General features: G+C 72.0%; 16 protein-coding genes. 7 read left to right on the plus strand and 9 right to left on the minus strand.

Annotation, left to right across the window (positions count from 1 at the left end; all coding sequences use genetic code 11):
* On the plus strand, window positions 1–705 hold the full coding sequence (locus ABLE53_RS09810; RefSeq protein ID WP_348858666.1) for a GntR family transcriptional regulator: 705 nt from the start codon (window positions 1–3) through the stop codon (window positions 703–705).
* Here ABLE53_RS09810 and ABLE53_RS09815 read toward each other — a convergent pair.
* Complete coding sequence (locus ABLE53_RS09815) at window positions 702–1,097, minus strand: hypothetical protein (RefSeq protein ID WP_348858668.1); 396 nt, start codon at window positions 1,095–1,097, stop codon at window positions 702–704. The genes ABLE53_RS09810 and ABLE53_RS09815 overlap by 4 nt on opposite strands.
* Window positions 1,098–1,172: 75 nt before the next feature.
* On the opposite strand from ABLE53_RS09815, the gene ABLE53_RS09820 reads away from it, so the two are divergent.
* Window positions 1,173–1,481, plus strand: a complete 309-nt coding sequence (locus tag ABLE53_RS09820) for a DUF4031 domain-containing protein (protein WP_348858670.1) — start codon at window positions 1,173–1,175, stop codon at window positions 1,479–1,481.
* On the opposite strand, the gene ABLE53_RS09825 is transcribed toward ABLE53_RS09820, so the two are convergent.
* The 6 genes from ABLE53_RS09825 to ABLE53_RS09850 all read right to left on the minus strand — a co-directional run bounded on the left by ABLE53_RS09825 (window position 1,465) and on the right by ABLE53_RS09850 (window position 7,555).
* A complete protein-coding gene (locus ABLE53_RS09825) occupies window positions 1,465–2,691 on the minus strand; it encodes an MFS transporter (protein WP_348858671.1) in 1,227 nt (408 codons plus the stop codon). The two genes, ABLE53_RS09820 and ABLE53_RS09825, sit on opposite strands and share 17 nt — an antisense overlap.
* Window positions 2,692–2,745: 54 nt before the next feature.
* Window positions 2,746–3,360: an HD domain-containing protein gene (locus ABLE53_RS09830; protein ID WP_348858672.1), complete on the minus strand. Its 615-nt coding sequence runs from the start codon at window positions 3,358–3,360 to the stop codon at window positions 2,746–2,748.
* Window positions 3,361–3,417: 57 nt separating this feature from the next.
* On the minus strand, window positions 3,418–4,629 hold the full coding sequence (gene serA / locus ABLE53_RS09835) for a phosphoglycerate dehydrogenase (protein ID WP_348858673.1): 1,212 nt from the start codon (window positions 4,627–4,629) through the stop codon (window positions 3,418–3,420).
* Between the two features lie 92 nt (window positions 4,630–4,721).
* Window positions 4,722–5,903 (minus strand): RtcB family protein, encoded by a 1,182-nt coding sequence (locus ABLE53_RS09840; protein WP_348858674.1) that lies wholly within the window; start codon window positions 5,901–5,903, stop codon window positions 4,722–4,724.
* Window positions 5,904–6,128: 225 nt separating this feature from the next.
* Window positions 6,129–6,671, minus strand: coding sequence for a hypothetical protein (locus ABLE53_RS09845; protein WP_348858676.1), 543 nt, complete (start codon window positions 6,669–6,671; stop codon window positions 6,129–6,131).
* 299 nt (window positions 6,672–6,970) lie between these two features.
* Window positions 6,971–7,555, minus strand: a complete 585-nt coding sequence (locus ABLE53_RS09850; RefSeq protein ID WP_348858677.1) for a DUF6318 family protein — start codon at window positions 7,553–7,555, stop codon at window positions 6,971–6,973.
* A gap of 184 nt (window positions 7,556–7,739) precedes the next feature.
* Here ABLE53_RS09850 and ABLE53_RS09855 point away from each other — a divergent pair, with 184 nt between their 5' ends.
* A complete protein-coding gene (locus tag ABLE53_RS09855; protein ID WP_348858678.1) occupies window positions 7,740–8,105 on the plus strand; it encodes a TfoX/Sxy family protein in 366 nt (121 codons plus the stop codon).
* Window positions 8,106–8,115: 10 nt separating this feature from the next.
* Here the strand turns inward: ABLE53_RS09855 and ABLE53_RS09860 are convergent, their stop codons facing one another.
* Entirely contained in the window at window positions 8,116–9,474 is a 1,359-nt protein-coding gene (locus ABLE53_RS09860) for a TrpB-like pyridoxal phosphate-dependent enzyme (protein WP_348858679.1), read from the minus strand.
* Between the two features lie 4 nt (window positions 9,475–9,478).
* Window positions 9,479–10,342: an oxygenase MpaB family protein gene (locus ABLE53_RS09865; protein ID WP_348858680.1), complete on the minus strand. Its 864-nt coding sequence runs from the start codon at window positions 10,340–10,342 to the stop codon at window positions 9,479–9,481.
* A gap of 107 nt (window positions 10,343–10,449) precedes the next feature.
* Here ABLE53_RS09865 and ABLE53_RS09870 point away from each other — a divergent pair, with 107 nt between their 5' ends.
* The 4 genes from ABLE53_RS09870 to ABLE53_RS09885 all read left to right on the plus strand — a co-directional run bounded on the left by ABLE53_RS09870 (window position 10,450) and on the right by ABLE53_RS09885 (window position 13,129).
* Window positions 10,450–11,208: a YciI family protein gene (locus ABLE53_RS09870; protein WP_348858682.1), complete on the plus strand. Its 759-nt coding sequence runs from the start codon at window positions 10,450–10,452 to the stop codon at window positions 11,206–11,208.
* Window positions 11,205–12,467, plus strand: a complete 1,263-nt coding sequence (locus tag ABLE53_RS09875; RefSeq protein WP_348858683.1) for an RNA polymerase sigma factor — start codon at window positions 11,205–11,207, stop codon at window positions 12,465–12,467. The genes ABLE53_RS09870 and ABLE53_RS09875 overlap by 4 nt, the downstream gene beginning before the upstream one ends.
* Before the next feature lie 126 nt (window positions 12,468–12,593).
* Window positions 12,594–12,863, plus strand: a complete 270-nt coding sequence (locus ABLE53_RS09880) for a hypothetical protein (RefSeq protein ID WP_348858684.1) — start codon at window positions 12,594–12,596, stop codon at window positions 12,861–12,863.
* A 74-nt stretch (window positions 12,864–12,937) separates the two neighbouring features.
* Window positions 12,938–13,129: a type II toxin-antitoxin system VapB family antitoxin gene (locus ABLE53_RS09885; protein ID WP_348858685.1), complete on the plus strand. Its 192-nt coding sequence runs from the start codon at window positions 12,938–12,940 to the stop codon at window positions 13,127–13,129.
* The last annotated feature ends 1 nt before the right edge of the window (window position 13,130 follow it).

The raw sequence follows: 13,130 nt of genomic DNA on the forward strand, positions 1-13,130 counted from the left end.
ATGAACGCGGGGAGGTCTCTGAAGCACGTGCAGGTCAGGGAGTACGTTCGGTCTCTCGTCACGGGGGTTGCCCCGGGGTCGCCGGCACCCTCCGAGCGCGAGCTGGTCCACCGCTTCGGGGTGGCCCGGATGACGGTCCGCCAGGCGATGGACGCGCTGGTCGTCGAGGGCCTGCTCGAGCGCATCCCCGGCCGCGGCACGTTCGTGGCCCGGCCGCGCCGGGCCACCAGCCCGGTCCTCGGGTTCACCGAGGAGATGGCCCGCCGTGGCCTCCAGGCCGAGTCCCAGACCCTGGTCGCCCGCCGCGAGCACGCCGGCCCCGGCGTCGCCCGCGCGCTCGCCATCCGCGAGGGTGACGGCGTCGTCCACTGGCGCCGACTGCGCCGCGCCGACGGCCTCCCGGTCTGTGTCGAGGACGCCTACCTCGACGAGACGCTGCTGCCGGGTCTGCTCGACGGCGTGATGCCGACCAGCCTGTACGCCGAGCTCACCGCGCGCGACCTGCGCCCCACCTGGGTCGAGGACAACGTCAACGCGGACGTCGCCGGTGCCGAGGAGGCGGGCCTCCTCGAGCTCGCCACCGGCGCCGCCGTGCTCCGCCGTCAGCGGCGGGCGCTCTCCTCGGACCGGGTCGTCGAGGTCTCGCGCTCGGTCTATCGCGCCGACCGCTACACCCTGCGGCTGCAGCTCGGCCGCTCCAGCTAGCTCAGCTCGTCGGGCTCCGTCGCGGGGCCGGCGGCGAGGCCGCCGAGCGGCGCGACGACGTCGCCGCTCTCCTCGCACACCCAGACCGGGTCGGGCCCGCCGAGGTCGGGGGAGATGCTCAGCGAGTGCAGCGGCGCGTGCGGCGGGCAGCTCGTGCAGACCGGCCACCGCTGGGAGCCGCCGGAGACGGCGCCGTCGAAGAGCGCGTCCTGCACGTCCTGGGCGACCAGCCCGGCGACGTACACCAGACCTTCGGGCCACTGCTCGGCCCACCACGCCCGCTCCGACATCGCCTCCTCGAGCGTCGAGACCGTCTCGGCGGTCGCGAGCCGGCGCGCCTCCAGGTCGTGCAAGACCTTCGCGCGAGCCTCGAACAGGGTGGCGGTGTCCATCGGCTCCATGGTTGCGCACGGAGTCAACCTCCGGCTCCGGAGGCGTCGCCGGCGTGCGCCTGCTTTGATGGCCGGGTGATCCTCATCGACCCGCCGAACGCCCCCGGGCACGGACGGCTGTGGTCGCACCTCGCGAGCGACGTGTCGTACGCCGAGCTCCACGCCTTCGCCGGCACGCTGGGGATCCCCGAGCGGAGGTTCGACCGGGACCACTACGACGTCCCGGCCGAGCTGTACGACGACGTGGTGGCCGCCGGGGCGACGCCGGTGTCGAGCCGGGAGCTGGTCGCGCGACTGGTCGCGGTCGGCCTGCGTCGACGGAAGACAGAGGGCCGACGCGAGGCGGGGGCCCGGCGCGCCGACGAGGTCAGGCGCAGACGCTGAAGTCCGACTTCGTCGGCTCGGCCGGGCCGCCGGGGACCGCCACCGGCACCGGACGGGCGACCCGCCGGTGGGCGGCGAGCGCGACGGCCGCGATGGCCAGGCCGCCGAGGCCGCCGAGCAGGAGCCCGGAGCTCCAGCCGCCGGCGTCCATCGCTCGGCCGACGACCGGCGCGCCGAGAGCGCTGCCGAGGGTCAGCGCCGAGCCGTGCCAGCCCATCGCCTCGCCCCGCACCCGGGGCGGGACGAGCCGGGTGAGGTCGTCGACCGTCGCGGTCAGCGTCGGGGCGCAGAAGAGGCCGCTGAGGACGATGAGGACCGCGTAGGTCGGCCGGTCCGGGGCGACGGACACCAGGGCCGCGGTCGCGCCGAGCAGCACGAGGAGCAGCGCCGCCGGCGGGTGACTGCGCAGGGCGCCGTACACCACCGCCCCGACGGCCGAGCCCGCCGCCCACAGCGCCATCACCCAGCCCAGCGAGCTGGTGTGGCCCATCGCGCGCATCGCGGCGACGGAGCCGAGGTCCTCGCTGGTGAGGATCAGCGACGCGGTGACGGTCACGACCAGCACGAGCACCACGCCGGGCGTCATCCAGCTGCGCAGGCTCGCCTTCGGGGTGTCGGTGGACGTGGTCTCCAGGCTCAGCGGCGGGTTGGCGATCCAGAGCGCCACGCCGGCGACGACCGAGAAGAGCTCGCACACCATCAGCGCGACCGGCGTGGGCAGGTAGGTGGCACCGAGGACGCCGAGGACCGGCCCGACCATGAACGAGAACTCGGTGACCACCGAGTCGATCGACAGCACGGCGGTCCGCTGGGCGGGGGAGACGGCGCCGATCAGCACCTGCCGCACGATCGAGAACGACGGCACGGTGAAGAGCCCGGCGATGCCGACGAGCACGATGAGCGGCCAGTACGACACCCACGGCGCGATGCTCCAGCCGACCGCCAGGACGACGAGGGAGGGCGCCACCGCCCGGCGCAGCCCGACCCTGTCGAGCAGCCGGCCGCGCCAGGGGCTGCTGACCGAGAGGGCGATCGCGAGGACGGTGGTGACGATCCCCGCCTCGGCGTACGACCGGTGGAGATGGCCGACCACGTGCAGCGCGACGACGACGGTCGAGGCCGCCATCGGCACGCGGAGGAGGAAGCCGAGAAGGAGGATGCGGCGTACGGCGGCGATCCTGCTGAGCTCGGCGTACGTCGAGAAGCTCACCGGAGGATTCTCCCAGCGAGGCCCTTCGGTGACCTAATCGTTATTTGCGGTCGTCTAGCCGGCCGCTTCGACCGGCGCCAGCGCGCTGAGCTCGCGGCGCAGATTGGCCCGTGCGCGGGTCTCCCAGCGCTCCCGTGCGTAGGGCGTGTGGAAGAGCTGCTCCTTCGCGAGCAGGCCCTGCAGCACCTGGGTCCGGCCGGCCCGGAAGAGCTCGTCGCCGAGGTGGGAGTACTCCTCGCGTACGGCGGCGGCGTACTCGTCGTAGCGGTCGGTGTCGGCCGCCAGGATCGCCAGGTCGGCGTCGGAGAGCACACAGCCGTTGCCGTCGGTGTCGTCGGGGGAGTGGAACTCGGTGAGCCGCACCAGTCGCGCGACCTCGGCGACGACGTCGGGGCCGAGGTAGTCCGGCAGCGAGTCCTCGGCCCACGCGGCCGAGCGCTCCTCCGCGTCCCGCTCGCCGTCGTAGACGGCGTCGTGGAACCACGCCGCCAGGATCACGACCAGCGGGTCGAACGGGGCGCCCGCCGACCGGAGCTCGTCGATGCGGGTCAGCACCTCACCGAGGTGCCGGGTGTCGTGGTAGTGCCTGCTGGGATCGGCGTACGCCGCCAGCAGCTCGTCCTTCAGCGCCGCTGCCTCAGGCAGCGGCCAATCTTGAGGCAGCTCCATGCCGCGCAACTGTAGCCGTGGGTCCCGACGGCTTCGACCCCCGATGGGGGATCTCCCTCAGCTGGTGGACGGGGCGGTGTAGGAGCGCAGCCACATCGTGTGCGGCGAGGCCTCCAGCTTGGCCAGCGTCTCGGCGCTGATGTGCTGCGCGACGTCGGTGACGACGTAGCCCTGCTCGCCGCGGGTGGCGAGGTACTGGCCCGAGACGTTGGCGCCCTCGGCGGCGAGCAGGTTGTTGACCTCGGCGAGCACGCCCGGCACGTTGAGGTGGAGGTAGCCGATGCGGGCGCCCTCGGCCAGCGGCGGCGGCTGGACGGCCGGGAGGTTGACCGACAGCGCGGTCGAGCCCTCGTGGACGAAGTTCTTCAGCTTGGTCGAGACGAAGAAGCCGATCTCCTCCTGCGCCTCCTGGGTCGAGCCTCCGACGTGCGGCGTCAGGATGACGTTGTCGAGACCGCGCAGCACCGACTGGAACTCGTCGCCCTGCGCCTTCGGCTCGATCGGGAAGACGTCCAGCGCGGCGCCGGCGATGTGGCCGGACTCGACGTGCTCGCGGAGCGCCTCGTTGTCGACGACCATCCCGCGGCTGGCGTTGATGAAGAGGCTGCGTGGCTTCATCTTCGCGAACTGCTCGGCGCCGAAGATGCCGGCGTTGCCGGGCCGTCCGTCGACGTGGAGGCTGACCACGTCGGCCTCGGCGAGCAGCTCGTCGAGGGTGTGCATCCGGCGGGCGTTGCCGTGCGCGAGCCGGTCGGCGATGTCGTAGAAGATGACGTACATCCCCATCGCCTCGGCCAGGTTGGACAGCTGGGTGCCGATGTTTCCGTAGCCGACGATGCCGAGCGTGCGGCCGCGGACCTCGTGGCTGCCCTTGGCGGACTTGTCCCAGATGCCGTCGTGCATCCGCTGGTTCTTCTCCGCCAGCCGGCGAGCGAGGACGATGATCTCGGCGATGACCAGCTCGACGACGCTGCGTGTGTTGGAGTACGGCGCGTTGAACACCGCGATCCCGCGGTCGGCGGCCGCCTTCAGGTCGACCTGGTTGGTCCCGATGCAGAAGCAGCCGATCGCCTTGAGGTCGGTCGCGGCGTCGAGGACGCGCGGCGTGATGTGGGTGTTGGACCGGATGCCGAGGAGCGTCACCCCGGGCAGCTTCTCGACGAGCTCGTCCTCGGACAGCGATCGACTGAGCAGCTCGACGTCGAAGCCGGCCCTCTCGAGGTTGTCCACGGCGACGGGGTGGATGTTCTCCAGCAGCAGCACCTTCACGGCTTCAAGGGTAGGTCGACCGTCCGCCCCTCGCGGAATCCCGCCGAGGGGCGGACGGCCAGGCCCCGACGTACGCCGGCCGGTCGGCGCACTCAGTCGCCCTTCACGTTCACGATCTGCCGCAGCGTGTGCCTGACCTCCACGAGGTCCTTGGCGTCGGCCATGACCCGGTCGATGTCCTTGTAGGCCGCCGGGATCTCGTCGAGGAACGCGTCGGTCTCGCGGTACTCGATCCCGGCCATCGCCGCGCGCAGCTGCTCACGGGTGAACGTCTTGCGCGCCCTGGTGCGGGAGTACTCCCGGCCCGCCCCGTGCGGCGCGGAGTTGAGCGCCAGCTCGTTGCCGAGCCCCACGACGACGTACGACGCCGTGCCCATGCTCCCCGGGATGAGGCCCGGTCGGCACCTCTCGGCGTTGATCGCGCCCTTCCGGGAGAGCCACACCCGCTCGCCGAAGTGGTGCTCGGGCTCGGTGTAGTTGTGGTGGCAGTTGATCTCCTCGGCGCGCACCAGCTCCTCGACCGAGCCCAGGCCGACCGACTCCGCGAACTGCCGCGCCACCCGGTCCATCATCTCCTCGCGGTTGAGCAGCGCGTAGTGCTGCGCCCACCGCATCTCCCGGATGTAGGCGTCGAACTCCTCGGTGCCCTCGGTCAGGTAGGCCAGGTCCCGGTGCGGGAGCGCGACCCCGGCCTCCTCGCAGAGCCGCGCCGCCACCTTGATGTGGTGGGAGGCGATCTTGTTGCCCACGCCGCGTGATCCCGAGTGCAGGAACAGCCACACCCGGTCCAGCTCGTCGACGGTCACCTCGATGAAGTGGTTGCCCGAGCCGAGCGTGCCGAGCTGGAGCTCCCAGCGGCCGGCGTACGCCGCAGGGTCGAAGCCGGCCTGCTCGGCCAGCGCGGTGAGCTCCTCGAGCCGGCGCGCGGTGTGCTCGCGGCTGACGGTGCGGTTGGCGGCGCCGGCGGACAGCGGCACCGCCCGCTCGATCGCCTCCCGCAGCGGCCGACGCTCGGCCGGCAGCTCGTCGCGGGTGAGCTCGGTCCGCACCGCGATCATCCCGCAGCCGATGTCCACGCCCACGGCGGCCGGCATGACCGCGCCGAGGGTCGGGATCACCGAGCCCACGGTCGCGCCCAGCCCCAGGTGGGCGTCGGGCATCAGCGCGAGGTGCGGGTGGATGAACGGCATCGTGGCCGTCGTCTCCGCCTGCTCGCGGGTGCCCTGCTCGAGGATCGAAGCCCAGCTGAGGAGCTTCGGCGTGATCTTCTCCATCGTGGTGTCCTGCGTCGTGGCCTTTCTCGTGTCTGTACCCGCCGGGCGGCGGGCCGACCGTCGACGCTAGGGACGCCGAATCCCGTTGTGCCACGGGTATTGCCTGTGCATCCGTCGTGCGCGGCCCGGTCCGGCCCGGCCCTGCCCGCCTGGTCGCGACCCCGCGCACGCGTCGCCCGGGTCCGGCCTCCGAGGGCGGTCGGGTCGGTTTGAGCGAACGTTCGCTCAACCGACGAGGACGGGGGTGGCGGTGACGGCCGTGATGTTCTGGGTGGGTCCTTGGATGGTGACGGTGCCGTTGACGTCGCGCCATGCGCCGCCGTCGACGCGGAAGTCGGCGGTGTAGGTGGTGTCGAGGCTGGGCTGGAAGGTGTCCCTGCTCAGGTACTTGTGGCTGATGTCGTGGACGTGGGCGGCCTGGGTGGTGAAGGGCTTGCCGGGGTTGTCGGTGACGGTCCAGTGGCCGTCGCCAAAGTGCCAGGTGTAGCGCGATGCTCTGATCCGGAAGTCGATCCGGTGGCCGAGCAGGTGGATCGTCCTCGTGAACGGCTTCTGGGTGGTGTAGAAGACGGTGTCAAGGTTGACCAGCGTCTTGCCGTGGGGTGGGTCGATCTTCAGCGGTGCCGCCGGCAGATATATGCGCTTGAACGCTTCGGTGATGCGCCCAATGGTAAGTGCCGGTTGTGCGGGCCGTCCTCCCGTACTCGGGCAATATTCACTGTCATAGTGATGGGCCCCGTCACTCGTCTCGAGCCAGCGATGTTGCATCACACTTCCGTCTGGGCAGGTCGCTGGCTCTCGGCAGGTTCCCGATCCCCCGAGGATGCAGAGATAGCCATTTCGCCACGTCCCTTCGTAGTGGGTTGTCGGGATGTTGCCCGAAGACTCACCTCCCCCGGCGCTGGCTCCGCTTCCGCCGCTCTGCCCCACAAGGGCGTTTCCCTGCAGGTACGACGGGCCGTGGTGTGCGGTTACGTCGCCGCCATGACCTGCAACTGCTGGTCCGGTAGGTGTAAGGAGCGCTACTACGACAATGAGAAGGGCTGGCATGAGTCGGGCTTGGCGGTTCATGACATCACCTCCCAATAGCCAACTGACCAGCCACCGGAGACTGGGTTCAGGATCAACCTGACCCGCGATGTCGATGGGTAGTAGATGTCCTTGTGGCCACTCGGCACCGTGATGACCTGCTTCGTGCTGTGCACATCGCTCGTTACCTCCATCGGGTAAGCGCTTCCCGACTTCAGGCGCACGACCTTGACGTTCTCAGTGCTGTTCGCACCCCCGGAGACCTCGGCCTTCTGTTTCCGCAGCTTCCTAATGCCGTTGAGAGCACCTCGGCATCCCGCGCATTCGTCAGACATCAGGGACGAGAACAGCGCGGTGTCGAGACTCTCGCTTGCATAGGTCGCAACCTGCCAGAAGTACTCGTTAAATGCCTTCGCCCCCGCGACCGTGTGCCGCTTGGCCGCGTCGGGCATCTCCGGCGGCTGCGGCTCGGTGGCAGCGCTGGACGACGCGGACGGCGAGGGGTCGGGGGAGTCGGTGAACTTCGGCTTCGGGTCGCCGCCGCCACAGCCGCCGAGGGCGAGCGCGGCGCAGAGCGCGAGGGCAGCGCAGGGCGCGAGGGTGGCGAGCGGCGTACGCCTCATCTGCGGTCCGTCCTTCCCGAGCTCGCCGGCGCCCGCGCGCGGCGACGGAGGCAACCTACCCATGACGAAGGCGGACGAACCACCACCGACGCCGAGCCTGTGGACAGCGTCGCGAGCCCCCGAGCCGGACGGGGCGAGCCTTAGGTCCCTGTCCACAGCGCAGGAACGGTGGCACGATGCCCGAATGGCGTACGACGACGCGCTGGCCGCGCGGGTGCGCGACGTGATCACGCCGCTCGCCGAGGCCGGGGAGATCAAGATGTTCGGCGGGCTCACGTTCATGGTGAACACGCACATGGCCGTCGGCCTGGTCCGCGACCAGCTGATGCTCAACGTCGGGCGCGACGGGGTCGACGGTGCGGTCGCCGCCGGCGCGTCGCCGATGAGGATGGGCGAGCGGGTGATGGCCGGGATGGTGAGCGTGCCCGCCGATGCGGTCGGTACGCAGCTGGAGCTGGAGTCCTGGGTCCAGCCCGCGGTGATGCGCGCGCTCGCGAAGCCGCGGAAGAAGCCGAAGCAGCCGAAGCAGCCGAAGCAGCCGGTCGGCTGAGCGGCGGGGTTCAGGCGAGGGCCGGGACCCCGGCGAGCGCGGTCGCGAGGTCGTCCTCGGAGAGCGTGTCGTCGGCGAGCCGGCCGGCGAGGTACTGCTCGTACGCGTTGAGCTCGAGGAGCCCGTGGCCGGAGAGCCCGACGACGATGACCCGCTCCTCGCCCGACTCGGCGGCCGCGAGGGCGTCCCGCCGGGCGGCGGCGAGCGCGTGCGAGGACTCCGGTGCCGGCACGACGCCCTGCGTCCGCGCGAACTCGATCCCCGCCTCGAAGCACTCGGTCTGGTGCAGCGCCATCGCCTCGATGAGGCCTTCGTGCACGGCGTGGGAGACCAGCGGCGCCATGCCGTGGTAGCGCAGCCCGCCGGCGTGGATGGGGGAGGGCACGAAGTCGTGGCCGAGGGTGTACATCTTCATGAGCGGCGTCATCCCCGCGGTGTCGCCGAAGTCGTAGCGGTACTCGCCGCGGGTCATCGTCGGGCACGAGGACGGCTCGACCGCGACGATCCGCGGTGACGCGGCGCCGGCCAGCTTGTCGCGCAGGAACGGGAAGGCGAGCCCGGCGAAGTTGGAGCCTCCGCCGGCGCAGCCGTAGACGATGTCCACGCCGCTCTCGCCGGCCTTGGCGAGCTGCTTGATGGCCTCCTGGCCGATCACCGTCTGGTGCAGCAGGACGTGGCTGAGCACCGACCCGAGGGCGTACTTCGCGGCCGGGTCCTGGGCCGCGACCTCGACCGCCTCGGAGATCGCGATGCCGAGCGACCCGGTGTGATCCTCTGGGAACGCCTTGCCTGCCTCGGTCAGCCGGGAGGGCGACCGGTGGACGGTGGCGCCGAAGACCTCCATGAGCGTGCGGCGCTGGGGCTTGGTGTCGTACGAGACGCCGACCTGCCACACCTCGCACTGCGCGCCGAACAGCGCGGCGGCGTACGCGAGAGCGGTGCCCCACTGGCCGGCGCCGGTCTCGGTCGTCAGCCCGGTGATGCCGTTCTGCACGTTGTAGAAGACCTGCGGGACGGCGGTGTTGACCTTGTGCGACCCGGCGGGGGAGACGCCCTCGTACTTGTAGTAGATCCGCGCCGGCGTCCCGAGCCTCCGCTCCCACCGACGGGCTCGGTAGAGCGGGGAGGGGCGATACTGCCGGTAGACGTCGAGCACCGGCGCCGGGATCTCGACGTACCGCTCGCCGGTGACCTCCTGCGCGATCAGCTCGGGCGGGAAGAGCGGCGCGAGGTCGTCGGGCCCGACCGGCTCGTGCGTCGCCGGATGGAGCGGCGGCGGGGGCGGGGTCGGGAGGTCGGCCACCAGGTTGTACCAGTGCCTGACCTCGTCCTCGGGCCCGAGCGTGTACGTCACCTGGTCGTCCGTCATGGCGCTAGCCTGCCAGCCGGTCGCCGGGCGGCGCCATGACCCAGCGGATGGTGCCGGTGGCGAGCTGGCCGAGGGCGGGGACGACGGTCCGCTCCGAGACCGGGAGCCACGGGAGCCGGAGCGGCCACCGGGTCCACACCGGCATCAGTCCGACCGCGGCCGCGACGAGCACGCCGTACGGCGCCCGGGCGGGCAGCGGCATCGGCGGCCGGAAGAGCAGGTACCTCACCGCCTCGCGGGCCGCCGGGGTGGCCCGCAGCTCGGGGCGGTACGACGCGAGCGTCTCCTGGAGCTCGGCCTCCGTGGTCGGAGGCTCGACGACGCCGAGGCGCCGGGCGACCTCGGCCATCTGGGCGACGTACTCGTCCCGGCCGGAAGCGTCGAGCGGCTCCGCGCCGTACCGCTGGTGCGCGAGGAGGAAGCTGTCGACCTCTGCCGCGTGGACCCAGGCGAGCAGGTGCGGGTCGGAGGCGGCGTACGCCGTCCCGTCCGGCATCGTCCCGGTGACCTGCTCGTGGATCCGCCGCACCTGGTCGACGGCCGCCTCGGCGTCCTCGGCGTGGCCGAACGTCGTCACGGCGAGGAAGTTGCTGGTCCGCGCGAGCCGGCCCCACATGTCGCCGCGGAAGCCGCTGTGCTCCGACACCGCCCGCATCGCGGCCGGGTGGAGCGTCTGGAGCAGCAGCGCGCGGATCCCGCCGACGAACATCGACGCATCGCCGTTGACCCGCCGGATCGCGCTGCCGGACGGGAACCACCGCGCCCCCGGGCGGCCGTGGATCCGGTCGCGTCGACGCGGCCCCTCGGGCCCCGCGACCAGCCCGAAGAGCGCCTCGCCCAGCCTCGTCCTCACGGTCTCGATGACCATGCTCCGAGCCTAGCCGCGGCAGATTTTCCGCCGCCGGTGTCCTTCTCGGCGCTTCCGGTTCGTCGTCTGGTTGTGAGCGCAGGATCCGGAGCGAGAGGGTGGGCGACATGAGGAAGTACGTGGCGTTCGTGGGCACCGAGGGCGGCATGCCCGAGGAGGCGCTCGCGGAGATGAACCGCGACTGGCCGGCGTACAAGGCGGAGCTCGAGCGCCGCGGCACCTGGCGGTTCGGCCGGGAGCTGGAGTTCCCGGAGACCGCGGTGACGGTCCGGGCGCGTGACGGCGAGACGCTCGTCGTCGACGGGCCGTTCGCCGAGACGAAGGAGTACGTCGCCGGCATGGACGTGTTCGAGTGCGCGGACCTCGACGAGGCGATCGAGGTGGAGGGGCTGAGCCCGGTGGCGAGGTTCCTGCCGTTCGAGATCCGGCCGCTCCGGGGGGAGCTGCGGCTCGGCGGGCTGGTGGACGCGTTCGCGGGTAGCGACGACACCGCGGGCATCCCCTACCTGCTGTCCGTGTGGGCCGACGGTGCCTCGGCGGAGTCGCTGGAGGACCCGGCGGTCCTGGAGGAGTACGCCGCCTGGCAGCAGGATCTCGACGCCCGCGGCGCCTTCGCGCTGGGCGGCCTGATCGGCGGACCGGAGACGGCGACGACCCTGCGGGACGGCGGGGCTCGGGTCAGCGACGGGTCGTTCCTGGAGCTCGACGAGTACGTCGCCGGCGTCGATGTCGTCTGCTGCTCGGAGCGCGCCCAGGCGGTGGAGGCTGCGGCAGCCCATCCGCTCGCCCGGAGCCACACCGTCGAGGTGCGGCCGTTCTACAGCGAGTCCAGCCATCCCGAGCACCAGGACGAGAGCCCGGCGTGACGACGCCGGCGGTCAGGGAGGCGGTCGACGCGGCGTTCCGCGAGGAGTGGGGCCGCGTCGTCGCCACCCTGATCCGTCGTACCGGCGACTGGGACCTGGCCGAGGAGTGCGCGCAGGAGGCGTTCGCCGAGGCGCTGCGCCGATGGCCGGCCGACGGAGTACCTCACCGTCCCGGCGCGTGGCTCACGACGGTCGCCCACAACCGTGCGCTCGACCGGCTGCGGCGCGCGGCCCGCGGCGCGGAGCTGCTGGAGGAGCTCGGCCGGGAGACCGCAGCAGCTGGGACCGCAGCAGCTGGGACCGAGGAGGACGCGATGCCCGACGGCGAGGAGATCGAGGACGACCGGCTGCGGCTGATCTTCACCTGCTGCCACCCGGCCCTCCCGCTCGAGGGCAGGGTGGCGCTCACCCTGCGCACGCTGGCGGGGCTCACCACCGCCGAGATCGCGCGCGCCTTCCTCGTGCCCGAGGCGACGATGGCCAAGCGGCTGACCCGGAGCAAGGCGAAGATCGCGGCGGCGGGTATCCCCTACCGGGTGCCGCCGGCGCACCGGCTGCCCGAGCGGACGGCGGGGGTGCTGGCGGTGCTCTACCTGACCTTCAACGAGGGGTACGCCGCGTCCTCGGGGCCCGACCTGATCCGCGAGGGGCTCTGCGAGGAGGCGATCCGGCTGGCCCGGGCCCTGCGCGGACTGATGCCGGACGAGCCCGAGGTGAGCGGCGCGCTGGCGCTGATGCTGCTGCAGCACTCGCGCCGCCGGGCGCGGGTCGGCGCTGACGGGGCCCTGGTCACGCTCGAGCAGCAGGACCGCGGCCGCTGGGATCGTGCCGAGATCGACGAGGGGCTCAGGCTGCTGGACGACGTGCTCCGGCGGGAGCCGGGCCCCTACCAGCTGCAGGCCGCCATCGCCGCCTGCCACGCCCGCGCGGCCACCGCCGCCGAGACCGACTGGGACCAGATCGCCGGCCTCTACACGCTGCTGGAGCGGCAGACGTCCTCCCCGGTGGTCCGGCTCAACCGCGCCGTCGCCGTCGCACTCGGCGGCGACCTCGAGGCCGGGCTGGCGATCGTCGACGAGCTCGCCGGCGATGCCCGGCTGGAGCGCTACCACCTGCTGGCCGCGACCCGCGCCGACCTGCTGCGACGGCGCGGCGATGCGGCGGCAGCCGTGGCGGCGTACGAACGGGCGCTGGAGCTGGCGCCCTCGCAGGTCGAGCGCGACTATCTGCTCCGCAGGCTGGCCGAGGTCCGGGGCTGACGGGCCACTTCCCGTCCACAGGCGGCGTTCGCGTTCGGGTTGTCCACCGGGCGGCCCGGACATCGCGGAACCCGTCGGTGACTCCGACAAACGTGGTCGTCACGAGCCGCGATCGGAAGGATGACCATGACCACGAAGGCCGACGAGACCCCTGAGAAGACCGAGGAGCCGTACGCCGAGCGGCCCATGTGCGAGTGCTCCCACGGCAGCCCCGACGGCGTGGGCGTCGCGTGTGAGGACGCCGCAGAGTTCGAGGTCACGGTGCTCTGTCCCGACGACACGTGCACCGCGCTCTACCTCCTGTGCCGGGAGTGCCGGGCGCAGTGGGCCCGCAACCTCCCTCCGCCGCATCGGCTCCTGGTCCGCAAGCTCAGCCGTGGTGCGGCGCCGTGGTGAAGCGCGCCGCACGACCTCAGGAGATAGCATCAATCCCTGCATCATCTGATGCTGAACTCGTCACCGGAGGTTCGATGCGCACCACTGTCACGCTCGACGACGAGCTGGTCGCTCGCGCGAGCGAGCTCACCGGGATCACCGAGAAGGCGGCGCTGGTCCGTGCCGGTCTGGAGGCGCTCGTGCGGCTGGAGGCAGGCAGGAGGCTGGCCGCTCTCGGCGGCACCGATCCCGGGGCCGAGGCGGCGCCCCGGCGAGGGGTGTCGTGAT

The organism is Nocardioides asiaticus (genome assembly GCF_040049175.1).
GTDB classification, from domain to species: domain Bacteria; phylum Actinomycetota; class Actinomycetes; order Propionibacteriales; family Nocardioidaceae; genus Nocardioides; species Nocardioides cheoyonin.

What these genes read in the sequence shown, in the direction of transcription:
- ABLE53_RS09810 (WP_348858666.1), top strand. Translation starts at nt 1, where the DNA reads ATGAACGCGGGGAGGTCTCTGAAGCACGTGCAGGTCAGGGAGTACGTT.
- ABLE53_RS09815 (WP_348858668.1), bottom strand. Translation starts at nt 1,097, where the DNA reads ATGGACACCGCCACCCTGTTCGAGGCTCGCGCGAAGGTCTTGCACGAC.
- ABLE53_RS09830 (WP_348858672.1), bottom strand. Translation starts at nt 3,360, where the DNA reads ATGGAGCTGCCTCAAGATTGGCCGCTGCCTGAGGCAGCGGCGCTGAAG.
- ABLE53_RS09840 (WP_348858674.1), bottom strand. Translation starts at nt 5,903, where the DNA reads ATGGAGAAGATCACGCCGAAGCTCCTCAGCTGGGCTTCGATCCTCGAG.
- ABLE53_RS09845 (WP_348858676.1), bottom strand. Translation starts at nt 6,671, where the DNA reads ATGCAACATCGCTGGCTCGAGACGAGTGACGGGGCCCATCACTATGAC.
- ABLE53_RS09850 (WP_348858677.1), bottom strand. Translation starts at nt 7,555, where the DNA reads ATGAGGCGTACGCCGCTCGCCACCCTCGCGCCCTGCGCTGCCCTCGCG.
- ABLE53_RS09855 (WP_348858678.1), top strand. Translation starts at nt 7,740, where the DNA reads ATGGCGTACGACGACGCGCTGGCCGCGCGGGTGCGCGACGTGATCACG.
- ABLE53_RS09860 (WP_348858679.1), bottom strand. Translation starts at nt 9,474, where the DNA reads ATGACGGACGACCAGGTGACGTACACGCTCGGGCCCGAGGACGAGGTC.
- ABLE53_RS09865 (WP_348858680.1), bottom strand. Translation starts at nt 10,342, where the DNA reads ATGGTCATCGAGACCGTGAGGACGAGGCTGGGCGAGGCGCTCTTCGGG.
- ABLE53_RS09870 (WP_348858682.1), top strand. Translation starts at nt 10,450, where the DNA reads ATGAGGAAGTACGTGGCGTTCGTGGGCACCGAGGGCGGCATGCCCGAG.
- ABLE53_RS09880 (WP_348858684.1), top strand. Translation starts at nt 12,594, where the DNA reads ATGACCACGAAGGCCGACGAGACCCCTGAGAAGACCGAGGAGCCGTAC.
- ABLE53_RS09885 (WP_348858685.1), top strand. Translation starts at nt 12,938, where the DNA reads ATGCGCACCACTGTCACGCTCGACGACGAGCTGGTCGCTCGCGCGAGC.